General features: G+C 64.5%; 6 protein-coding genes and 1 pseudogene. 3 read left to right on the top strand and 4 right to left on the bottom strand.

Annotation, left to right across the window (positions count from 1 at the left end; translation table 11 throughout):
- The 3 genes and pseudogenes from AC5DC2_RS11860 to AC5DC2_RS11850 all read left to right on the top strand — a co-directional run.
- Positions 1-632: pseudogene (locus AC5DC2_RS11860) on the top strand (ABC transporter permease); the annotation flags it as partial.
- A 45-nt stretch (positions 633-677) separates the two neighbouring features.
- Positions 678-1,577 carry an ABC transporter permease gene (locus tag AC5DC2_RS11855; protein WP_491698619.1) on the top strand — a complete coding sequence of 300 codons (900 nt, stop codon included), beginning with the start codon at positions 678-680 and terminating at the stop codon, positions 1,575-1,577.
- Positions 1,570-3,210, top strand: a complete 1,641-nt coding sequence (locus tag AC5DC2_RS11850) for an ABC transporter ATP-binding protein (protein WP_491698618.1) — start codon at positions 1,570-1,572, stop codon at positions 3,208-3,210. The genes AC5DC2_RS11855 and AC5DC2_RS11850 overlap by 8 nt, the downstream gene beginning before the upstream one ends.
- A gap of 316 nt (positions 3,211-3,526) precedes the next feature.
- On the opposite strand, the gene AC5DC2_RS11845 is transcribed toward AC5DC2_RS11850, so the two are convergent.
- From AC5DC2_RS11845 to AC5DC2_RS11830, 4 genes are all read right to left on the bottom strand, one after another.
- Positions 3,527-3,946: a carboxymuconolactone decarboxylase family protein gene (locus AC5DC2_RS11845; RefSeq protein WP_491698617.1), complete on the bottom strand. Its 420-nt coding sequence runs from the start codon at positions 3,944-3,946 to the stop codon at positions 3,527-3,529.
- Positions 3,897-4,310: a MerR family transcriptional regulator gene (locus AC5DC2_RS11840; protein WP_024708572.1), complete on the bottom strand. Its 414-nt coding sequence runs from the start codon at positions 4,308-4,310 to the stop codon at positions 3,897-3,899. The genes AC5DC2_RS11845 and AC5DC2_RS11840 overlap by 50 nt, the downstream gene beginning before the upstream one ends.
- Before the next feature lie 131 nt (positions 4,311-4,441).
- Entirely contained in the window at positions 4,442-4,684 is a 243-nt protein-coding gene (locus tag AC5DC2_RS11835; protein ID WP_244435569.1) for a hypothetical protein, read from the bottom strand.
- Between the two features lie 337 nt (positions 4,685-5,021).
- Positions 5,022-11,228 carry an autotransporter outer membrane beta-barrel domain-containing protein gene (locus AC5DC2_RS11830; protein ID WP_491698616.1) on the bottom strand — a complete coding sequence of 2,069 codons (6,207 nt, stop codon included), beginning with the start codon at positions 11,226-11,228 and terminating at the stop codon, positions 5,022-5,024.
- Positions 11,229-11,277: the final 49 nt, after the last annotated feature.

The following is an 11,277-nucleotide window of genomic DNA, read 5'->3' as shown; positions in this document are numbered from 1 at the left end:
GCCTGGACGCTGCAGCTTGCCTTCATCACCATGGTTCTGGTGACCGCCGCCGCCATCACGGTCGGCGCCATCGCGGCCTTCAATGTCGGCACCTGGTTCGACCGGGCCGCCTCGGTCCTGTCGCTGATCGGCGCCTCGGCGCCGGATTTCTGGGTGGCGATCGTCGGCATCGTGGTCTTTTCCGTCACGCTCGGCTGGCTTCCGACCTCAGGAACCGGCACGCCCTGGCACTGGGTCTTGCCGGTCGCCGTGCTGTTCATCCGGCCTTTCGGGCTGATCCTGCAGATCGTGCGCGGATCGATGATCAACGCGCTCGGCTCGGCCTATGTGAAGACGGCGCGGGCCAAGGGCGTGAAGAACCGGCCGATCATCTTCGTCCACGCGCTGCGCAATGCCATGCTGCCCGTGATCACCGTGATCGGCGATCAGGCGGCGGCCCTTCTGAACGGCGCGGTGGTCGTGGAAACGATTTTCGGCTTCCCGGCGTCGGCAAGCTGATGATCGATTCCATCATGCAGCGTGATTTCAACGTCATTCTCGCCGCCATCATGGTGACCGCGATCGCGATCTTCATCATGAACCTCCTGATCGACCTCGCCTATGCGGTGCTCGATCCGCGCATTCGAACCTGAGGAACGCCGATGAGTGCACCCATCACAGAAACCGGCGGCGAGACCATGGTCCGGCAGGAACCCGGCGCCTTCCGCCGTTTCCTCAAAATGCTGTGGGCCGACAAGCTCGCCTTCGCGGCGGTACTGTTCCTGATCGTCATCGTGGCTTTCGCGATCTTTGGCCCGATGCTGCTGGATGGCGTTGCCGCAAAGCAGAACCTGCGCGCCCGTAATGCGCCGCCGTTTTCCCTTGATCGCGGTTTTCTCTATCTGCTCGGCGGCGATGCGCTTGGCCGGCCGCTTCTCGCCCGCATCATCGTCGCCGCGCGCAACACAATGGTGGTGTCCGCCGGCGCGGTTGCCGCCTCGCTGCTGATCGGATCCACGCTCGGCCTCATCGCCGGCTACCGCGACAGATGGCACAGCGAAATCATCATGCGGCTTGCCGATGTGATCATGTCGTTTCCTTCGCTGCTTCTGGCCGTCACCGTGCTCTACGTGCTGGAGCCGTCGATCGCCAATCTGGTGCTGGTGCTCGCCATTACCCGCATCCCGATCTATCTGCGCACCACGCGCGCGGAGGTTCTAGAAGTGCGCAAGCGCATGTTCGTTCAGGCGGCGCAGGTCATGGGCGCGTCCAATCTCCGCATCGTGCTGTTTCACATTCTGCCGGTGGTGCTGCCGACGCTGCTGACCATCGCCACGCTCGACTTCGCCTTCGTGATGCTGGCCGAATCCGCCCTCTCCTTCCTCGGCATCGGCATCCAGCCGCCGGAAATCACCTGGGGCCTGATGGTGAGCCAGGGGCGGCAATATCTGACCAGCGCGTGGTGGCTCGCCTTCTGGCCGGGGCTTGCGATCATCATGACCACCATGTCGCTCAATCTGCTTTCAAGCTGGATGCGGATCGCGCTGAACCCGACCCAGCGCTGGCGGCTGGAAATCGGAGGAAAGTCCAATGGCTAGTTCCCACCTCCTTGAAGTGCGCAACCTCTCGGTCCGTTTCCACACCGCGCGCGGTACGGTCGATGCGGTCAATGACGTGTCATGGCATCTGGACCGCGGCGAGACGCTGGCGATCCTGGGCGAAAGCGGCTCGGGCAAATCGGTCTCGGCGTCGGCGATCATGAACCTGATCGACTGCCCGCCCGGCGAAATCGTGAGCGGTGAAGTGCTGTTCGAGGGCCGCGACCTGTTGACGCTTTCCAGCGAGGAACGCCGCCAGATCAACGGCAAGCGGATCGCGATGATCTTCCAGGACCCGCTCAGCCACCTGAACCCGGTCTATCCGGTCGGCTGGCAGATTGCCGAGGCGGCGATGTGCCACGGCACGGGCAAGCCGGAAGCCTTTGAACGCGCCCTGAAGCTGATGCAGCGCGTCGGCATTCCTGACGCCAAGGCCGCGCTGAAGAAATACCCGCACCAGTTTTCCGGCGGACAGCGCCAGCGGCTGATGATCGCCATGGCGCTGGCGCTCAAACCCGACATTCTGATCGCCGACGAGCCGACCACCGCGCTCGACGTCACCGTGCAGGCGGAGGTGCTGTCGCTCCTTGAGGAGCTGCAGGCGGAAACCGGCATGGGCCTCTTGCTGATCACGCACGACCTCGGCGTCGTCGCCGAGGCGGCGAACCGGGCCGTGGTGATGGAAGGCGGAAGGATCGTCGAGACCGGCACGCCGCGCGACCTCTATCACAACGCAAAGCATCCCTACACGCGAAAGCTTCTGGCCGCGGCCCCCGGCAAGGGCGAGATGCGAACGGGCGAAAGCGCGCGCCAGCCGATCCTGCAGGTCTCCGGCCTCACCAAGTCCTACGGCGCGTTCACCGCGCTGAAGAACGCCGATTTCGAGCTTCATGCCGGCGAAACGCTCGCCGTCGTCGGCGAAAGCGGATCGGGGAAATCGACAGTCGCCAAGCTGATCCTCAGGCTTGAGGAGGCATCCGGCGGCAAGGTGCTCTGGAAGGGCGAGGATCTGCTGACGAAAACGCACCGGCAGATGCGCGCTGTCCGCCGTCACCTGCAGATGGTCTTTCAGGACCCGACGCAGTCGCTCAACCCGCATATGTCGATCTACCAGATCATCTCCGAGGCCTGGGTGATCCACCCCGAGATCCTGCCGAAGGCGCAATGGCGCGACCGGGTGGATGAGCTGCTGCAGCAGGTCGGGCTGAAACCCGAGCATGCCGCGCGTCACCCGCATCAGTTTTCCGGCGGCCAGCGCCAGCGCATCGCGATCGCCCGCGCCCTTGCGCTCGAGCCGGAGGTGATCATCTGCGACGAGGCGGTCTCGGCGCTCGATGTCTCGATACAGGCACAGGTGATCGCCCTTCTCAGCGAACTGCGCGACCGGCTCGGCATCGCCTTCATCTTCATCGCCCACGACCTGCCCGTGGTGCGCGATTTCGCCGACCGGGTGCTGGTGATGCAGCGCGGCGAGATCGTCGAACAGGGCACCGTCCGCCAGATTTTCGAAAACCCGCAGGAGCTTTACACCCAGCGCCTCCTCGCCGCCGGCCTCGACCCCGATCCGGACGTGCAGGCCGAACACCGGAAGGCGCGGCTGGCGCTAGAAAAAGCGGGGCTGGAAAGCGCCTGAAGACAAGAACCGCGCGCAGCCACCGGCGGTTTGGGTCACCGGCGTCAAAACGTCAAAGGGCACTGTAAAGTTAACTTTGCACCCGAGGCTGAACATAGAGCGTACACAGGACTAATCAACTGGATAGAGAATTCCCAGAGCTCGCTCGAACCGCATCTGCCCTGGCTTGAGGCGCAATGGGAAGCCGGATGACGAAACAGCGCTGAACTATGGCGGCAGCATCGCATATGCGCAAGTCGGCCCCAGGATCGGGAAGGTTGGGACCACCGCCAGGGCGAGCGCGCTGGCGGCCATCAAAAAATGCGGAACATATTCGTCATGCCGTGTCCTCCTTCTGGGTGGGGGGCCGAGCGGCGAAGACATCCTTGGCCGCGAAGAGACCGTTGAGCGCCGCAGGAAAGCCGGCATAGACCGCCATCTGCATGATGATCTCGGTGATTTCTTCCCTCGTCACCCCGACATTCAGCCCTGCCTCAATATGGACTTTCAGCTGTGGGGCCGCAGTTCCCATCGCGGTGAGCGCAGCGATGGTGGCGATTTCCCGTGCGCGCAGATCCAGACCGGGGCGGCTGTAGATGTCGCCAAACGGAAATTCGAACAGGTATCTTGCGAAATCAGGGGCAATGTCCGCCAGGGCGGAAACAACATTCTTGCCGGCATCACCATCGATTTCAGCAAGCGCGCGTTTACCGCGTTCCAGCCGGCTTTCGCCAACGTTGGGGGATTGATGCGTCATAGTTTTTCATCCTCTGTTCCTTGCCGGCATATCCGGCAATTTTGGTGTCGAGGACGACAAGGCAGGCTTGAAGTTCGGCCACTTGGGCACGGACACGCTCGCGGTGCTGTTCTAGCAATGCGCTTCGCTCCGCCTCCGTACTAACGCCGCGCTCCCGCAAAGCCGCATAATGCAGCATTTCCCGAATAGGCATCCCTGTCGTTTTGAGGCGGTTGAGAAACTCTATCCAGATCAGGATCGATGCGTCGTAATCACGTTGGCCCGATTGGTCCCTACCGGCATAAGGAAGCAGCCCGATCCGCTCATAGTAACGGATGGTGTGGGCCGACAAACCCGAACGCCTAGCCAGTTCGCCAATCTTCATGGGTGCCCTTCTTTCGTCACGACGCAGAAACATCTACCGCTTGGAGCGCACTCTAGGTCAATAGAAAAAATGAGCTAGGCAGGGGTTGTCGCCAGAGCCAAGTCCGCAACAGCAATTGCATCTCAGTCAAGTCAATGCCCACAGCCTCGCGACATAAACCGACCATCACGGGTCAATCCACGATGGTGAATGAAGCCCAGGGACGCGAAGGTCTCCGGTTTTCGCTCACCACGTCGTTGTCGAGATAAAGCCGCGAACCGGCCAAGTTCGACGAGTCGCGTCTTCTCTTCATGGAACGCCAGACCAAATTCGCCCAGCCGTGCCTTGAGGGCCAAGAGCATCTCCCGCGTATCATCCTTCTTCTCGAAGCCCAATCCACGCCTCCGCGTGGGAGGCGACTGGGTGATGATAAGCGGTTCATATTGCTGAGGAAAGCAGGGCCTTCGCACGAAGCTGCGTTTACCGAAAAGGCGCTTGGACGCCGGTTGTCGCAAAGGTGAAAAGGCAACTATTCCAAATAACTGACGGAGGCGCGAAACCTCCGGCATTTATTGGCACGCTTGCGGTTCGCGCAGCACGCACGCCTGCTCGGATGACCGCCGCAAATCCTCCATCAAATCGAGCGCAAGCGGAGCGTATCGACTTGGCACACGAGCATGTCCGCTGGACCTAGAACGAGAACCGAAAATCCACCGGAGGTGCGTGATGACATCAGAACGGTACGCTAAGGCGGACCTTGCCGGCGCTCGAGGTGATCTTGTCGGAGAAGTGTCCTTCATATTCGAGGCGCAGGTCGACATTTTTCAGGGTCGTGAGCTGGAAGCCCGCGGCGACCGTGGCGAAGGTGCTGCCGTAATCGAGCGAGGTGTTGAACGCGCTGTCTGCGACCGGCGAGCCGGTAAACCGCGCGGTTGTTTTCCAGTCATCGCTCGACATCACCGTCATACCGAGCCGGCCGTAAAGCCTGAGCGTCTCGCCGCTGTCGAAATTGTGGCGACTGCCGATCTCGATGTTCGGCGATGCGGCAAGGCTCCATTGGCCGTGACTGTCGACTTTCAGACCGTAGGCGCCGCTTTCGGTGTAGCTGTCCTGCCACGTATAGATCGCGTCGAGATCGACATAGGGTTTCAGATAGACGCTTTCGAGATCGATCATCTTCGCGATCCTGCCGGTGAATGATCCCGCCGCGACGTTGGGTGAACTGGAAACCACCTCGGCGACATAGGGAATGTTGATCACACGGTCGATATCGTAGCTGCCATAGCTGCCGGCAAGCGCGCCGGCAAAGGTCCAGCCGTCGATCTCGTGCTTCAGGCTGACGCCGGCATAGCCGGCATCGCCGTCGCCGCTGACGGAACCGCTGTCCTGCGACAGCCAGCTCTGCTGGTAGGCGAGCGAGCCGCCGAGGAACCAGCCGGGCGTGAATTCCTTCTGTCCGCCGAACTGGAAGGTCAGCGTGTCGAGATCATAGCTTGCGGCATTGGCGACGGCCGCGCGCCGGTCGTTGCTGCCGGAAACCGACGCCCAGGCGCAGCTTCCCTCGGTGACCTTCACGGTGGCGCCCTCGAATTCCGGGCAGCTCATCAGGCTCGCGCCGAATTCGAGCATTTCGAAGTTCTGCTCCACGGCGGTCGCAAAGGCCGCGCGCGGGCGCAACTCGTCGAGCGTTCCGGGATATTTGCCCGGCGCTCCGTCCGTCTGGCTGGCGAAAGCGCCGAACAGGCTGCCGAAGGCGTTGTTGCCGCCGGCATCCCAGATCGTCTGCAGCGTATCGGCGAGCTGGTGCTGGTCGTTGTTGAGATTGGTCACCGAGGCCGGCGTGAAGTCGGCGCCGGCGACGCTGAAGAACATCTCTTTGCCCACTGTATCGATCTTGTAGTCAAACAACGTCGAGTCCCGCGGCGTCAGTCCACCGGTCATGTCGCCTGCCACCGTCAGGAAGCGGGCAGAGCGGTTCGGCAGCAGGCTGATCGCGTTGAGACCGAGCGTGCCGTCGAATTGCGCATCGCCTTCCAGCGACAACAGGTCGGCATTGGAGTTGTTGAGGTCGATATCCGGGATCAGCCAGCCTGTGGCGCTCTGCTCCAAATCGCCGGAGACCACCGTGGTTCCGGGCCGCCGGAAGCGGCCGATCTCGAACGTGCCGTGGTTGACGATGTCGGCAGCATAGATATAGCCATCCGTCAGCGTGCCGCGAACGCCGTTGTTGACCGAGATCGCCATGGCATCGGCATCACTGGCCTGGCTGGTATTCTGAACGCTGCCGCTGATGCTGCCGGAGCCCTGATTGTCGAGCGTAAGCGACCCGCTGGTGGTACCATTGGCGGAATACAGAACGGCATAGCTGTCGGTGTAATCATTGCCGGTCGCCGAGGCGCCGGACTGGATGCTGGCGCTGTCGGTGAGCGTGAGCGTGTTGGCGGTACCGCCGACGACCCAGATCGCCGCGGAATCATCGCTCTGGCCGCCGGAAACCTTGCCGCTGCCGCTGAGGTTAATGGCAATCTGGCCGTTGCCGGAAACACCCTCGCTCTGCGCAAAGATGCCGACGCCGCGTGCTCCGGTCGCCGAGATGATGCCCGACGCGTTGATCGTGATCGTGCTGCTGGTGCCGGAGGTGGCCGTCGGCGAGAGGCCGGCGAAGCCGGACCCGGCGCCTGCGCCGCCAAAGCCGCCGCCGCCGCCGATCGACTGGGCGAGAATGCCGAAGGCATCGGCGCCGGTTGTCGCCAGCGCGCCGTTGAGCGTCAGGTTGACGGCGCCGCCATTGCCGGTTGCGCCGCCGGAGGCAGACGTGTTGACCGGCAGCAGGCTGAGAAGCCCGCCGGTCGCATCGCCACCAATGCCGCCACCGCCGCCAATCGATTGGGCGACGAGCGCATGCGCGCCTGCGCCGCTGGTCCTGATGCCCGCGTCAGAGGTTGAGGTGAAGTCGAGCGTCACGGTATTTCCGTAACCGCCAGCTCCGCCCTGGCCGCCAATGGCAAGGTCGAGACCACCGGCAACCTCACCGGTGACCCCGATACCGCCGCCGCCGCCAATCGACTGCATGAGAAGTCCGAAAGCACGGTCGCCATAGGTGACGATGTCAGTCCCGGTCCCAAAACTGAAATCAACCGTGCTGCCATTGCCGGCCATGCCGCCCTTGCCGCCGATCGACATGCTCAGTTCGGCGCTGCGGATGCGGGTGGCCTCGGCGCTGTTGCCGACGCCGCCCTGGCCGCCGCCGCCGCCGATCGACTGCGCGGCGATGCCGATCGCGTCAGAGCCATGGGTCACGATATGCGGCGTGCTTGAACTGGCTGTCGAAACCGGGCCGCCGTTTCCGCCGACGCCGCCCGTACCGCCGGCATCGCCGCCGATTGCAAGCGTACCGGTCTGCTGGTCCGACCCGTCAGCGCCCTGTCCGCCGCCGCCGCCAATCGACTGGGCAAGGATGCCATAGGCGCCATAACCATATGTGTGGATATAGTCGGTACCATAACCCTCGAAATCGAAAGAAACAGCACCGCCGTCGCTGCCGCTGCCGCCCTTGCCGCCGACCGCAACCTCGATATTGGCGGTGATCTCGCTGCCGGATGCGACGGAAGAACCACCCTGTCCGCCGCCGCCGCCGATCGACTGCAGCACCGCCCCATCGGCCCAGTCGCCCATCGTGGTCACCTGGCCGCCGAAATCGAGATAGACAGCGCCGCCCGTGCCCCCGGTACCGCCCTTGCCGCCGACATCGACGGTGAGTTCATAGGTATTGCCCGCATCCGTCAGCCGCCCTATCTGGTCTTCGATATTGCCGATCGCATCGAGAATCTTGTGCGACGAGGCATCGCTGCCGAGCGAGCCGCCAATGCCGCCACCGCCGCCGATCGACTGCATCACGATCGCGTCGGCATCGCCGCCGAAGGTCTGGACGCCGCCATAGACCGAGCCCGTGACCGACTGGCCCTTGCCGCCCGAGCCGCCCGTAAGCCCCAACCCGACATTCAGCCTTGCATCATAGCCGCCGGCGCTGCCGGCGAGATACATCGTGCCGCCCTGCGAGGTTCCGCCGCCGCCGCCGATCGACTGCGCCACGATCCCGCGAGAGCCCGAACCCTGAGTCTGAATGTTGTAGTTGCCGTAATGATCAACGGTCACATTGCCGCCGTCGCCGCCTGTACCGCCCTTGCCGCCCAGCCCGATATCGGCCTTTATCGACACGGTTCCGCCCTGCGAATAGGCGTTGCTGTTGCCGATGCCGCCATTGCCGCCACCGCCGCCGATCGACTGCGCGAGAACGCCGTAGGAACTATCGCTGTAGGTCAGAAGCGTGGCCGCCGGCGTTTCGCCCCTGATGGGATCGGTCACATTGGCATTGGTGGCGCCGCTCCATTCACCAAGCGTCACGGAGACAGTGTTGCCCGCGCCGCCGCCCGAGGTCGAGAAATCGTAATTGTTGTTGGTGCCGCCGTTGTCGGTATCGCCCAGGATATTGCCCGCGCCGCCGCCAAAGGAGACGCTTGCCGTCAGCTCGACCGTGTCCTTGTCGCCAAGCGTCGTCGAAAGAACCGAGGAATCGCCGCCATTGCCGCCACCGCCGCCGATCGACTGGGCGATGATGCCATTGGAGGCATCGCCGAGCGTAGTCAGCCGCGAGGCTGAATCGAGCGAGACGCTGACTGCGCCGCCATTGCCCGCATTACCGCCATTACCGCCGACCGCGGCCTGATAGTTGAACGCCACCGGAACCCCGGTACCCGTCGGCGCGGCAACGAGAAAGTCCTTGGCCGAAGTGGCGCCGCCGCTGCCGCCGCCGCCGCCGATCGACTGGGCGACGATGCCGGCGGAATCGCCGGGCAGATTGACGCTGTCGCTGCGCACGACAGTGCCCGTGGAGATGGTGGAGCCCTCGAGGGCGACATTGACGCTGTTGGCCGTGCCGCCGGTCCCGCCGCTGCCGCCGAGGATGAACGCGGCGTTAAAGCCGACCGTGGCGTCGAAATAATTGGCGCTGCCGCCGGTTCCACCGCCGCCGCCGATCGATTGGGCGATGATGCCGGGGGCCTGCGCGCCCGCCGTCGCGATCTGCAGGTTGTCCTGCCTGATCTTCACCGAGCCGCCTGCGCCGCCTGAACCGGCGTTGCCGCCGGTCTGAAGCGCGATGAATGAAAGGGCGCTGTAGTTCTTGACGCTGCCGCCATTGCCGCCGCCGCCGCCGATCGACTGGGCAATCAGGCCCGGAGAGAAGTCGGCGATGGTGCTGATCGCGGCATCGCCGGAACTGGTCGCGGCATCAAGCGATGTATCATAGGCCGTGATCGAGCCGTCCGAATTTGCGGTCCCGCACACCGCCGTGTTGTCGATGCAGATGGTGCCGCCATGGCCACCCTGTGCGGCCGAGCCGCCAAGCCCGATCGACGCGATCGCCGACAGCGTCATCACGCCGCCGCCATTGCCGCCACCGCCGCCGATCGACTGGATCACCGCACCGGGCGAAAACTCGCCGGCCGTTCGGATACCGCCGAGATTGGAGACGGCGACCGTTCCGCCACTGCCACCGGCGCTGCCCTGGCCGCCGACGCCGGCCATACCCTGCGAATCGCCGCCGGATCCGCCACCGCCGCCGATCGACTGCGCCAGAATGCCGATGGAGGAGCCGCCGCCGGTCGAAATCCTGGCAGTATTGGATATCCCCACGGTTCCGCCGTTCGCCGTGGTGGTGCCGGCCGCATTGCCCCCGACGCTGACAAGTCCGGTCGCCGAACCCGCAGCCCCGCCGCCGCCGCCGATGGACTGGGCGATGATGCCCAGTGCATTGTAGCCCGCCGTCGTGATGTCGGCGGCATAGTTGACCGTAACCATGCCCGGCGTCCCGCCGCCCGCGCCGTCGCCGCCGAGGCCGACCAGCGACGAGACGTCGATGCCGCCCGTACCGCCGCTGCCGACAATCGACTGCGCGACCACGCCGAAGGCATTGTCACCGCCCGTGGTAATGGCGATATCGCTGTAGACGCCGACATTACCCGCATTGCCGCCATTGCCGCCATTGCCCGCCTGACCGCCGAGCACGCTGACGAACTCGCCGCCCGTGCCGCCGCCGCCGCCGATCGAATGGGCCAGGATGCCGGCCGCATAATCGCCGGCCGTGGTCAGCGTTCCGGCATTGGTAAAGCTGACGCTGATGCCGCCGGCATTGCCGCCGAAGCCGCCGCCACCGCCCTGGCCGGCAAGCGCCGTTCCGTCGCCGCCATCGCCGCCCTGTCCGCCAACGCTCTGGCCGATCACGCCGTAGACATAATCGCCGGCCGTCGTGATCGACATCGCGCCGCCGGTATTGCCGAGCGTGATCGCGCCACCCGTGCCGCCATTGCCGCCCGGCTCGTCCTTGGTCGGACCCGTGCCGCCCTTGCCGCCGATGCTGCGTGCTGCCATCGCGGCGCTGATATAGGGCGTCGAGCCCGCGACATCGACGACGATGCTGGTGTCGCTTTGAACCGTGACATTGCCGCCGGCCCCGCCTTCGCCGCCCGGATCGGAGGCGTCGTTCTTGGTATTGCTGTAGCCGCCGCCGCCGACGCTCATGCCGGCGAGCCCGAACAGACCGGCGCCGCCGGAGGAAGTGGCGTTCCAGTAGATCGAGACCGCCGGGGTTCCGGTGATGGAAATCGTGCCGCCGCTGCCCGCATTGCCGTTGCTGTAACCGCCGCCACCGGCGACAGATTCGACAATGAAACCACCGCCCTGGGCAATGCCGGAGAAACGCGACGACGACGTGCCGATCCTGGCCGAACCACTGCTGTCGCCGCTGATTGTGATCGCGCCGCCGGCCCCGCCGACGCCGCCATACTGATCGCCGGTCAGCCCGCTGTTCTGGTTGCCGCCGGCTCCGCCTGCAGTGAAAGCATAGAGGACCGCCGCCCCGTCACTGCTCGAGCCGCTCATCGTGTAACTGGGGCCTGAGTTACTGGTGAATGTCAGCGCCCCGCCGGAC

This window comes from Martelella sp. (genome assembly GCF_984369615.1).
This window is presented reverse-complemented; position numbering and strand designations above follow the sequence as displayed.

What these genes read in the sequence shown, in the direction of transcription:
- AC5DC2_RS11855 (WP_491698619.1), top strand. Translation starts at nt 678, where the DNA reads ATGGTCCGGCAGGAACCCGGCGCCTTCCGCCGTTTCCTCAAAATGCTG.
- AC5DC2_RS11850 (WP_491698618.1), top strand. Translation starts at nt 1,570, where the DNA reads ATGGCTAGTTCCCACCTCCTTGAAGTGCGCAACCTCTCGGTCCGTTTC.
- AC5DC2_RS11845 (WP_491698617.1), bottom strand. Translation starts at nt 3,946, where the DNA reads ATGACGCATCAATCCCCCAACGTTGGCGAAAGCCGGCTGGAACGCGGT.
- AC5DC2_RS11840 (WP_024708572.1), bottom strand. Translation starts at nt 4,310, where the DNA reads ATGAAGATTGGCGAACTGGCTAGGCGTTCGGGTTTGTCGGCCCACACC.
- AC5DC2_RS11830 (WP_491698616.1), bottom strand. Translation starts at nt 11,228, where the DNA reads ATGAGCGGCTCGAGCAGTGACGGGGCGGCGGTCCTCTATGCTTTCACT.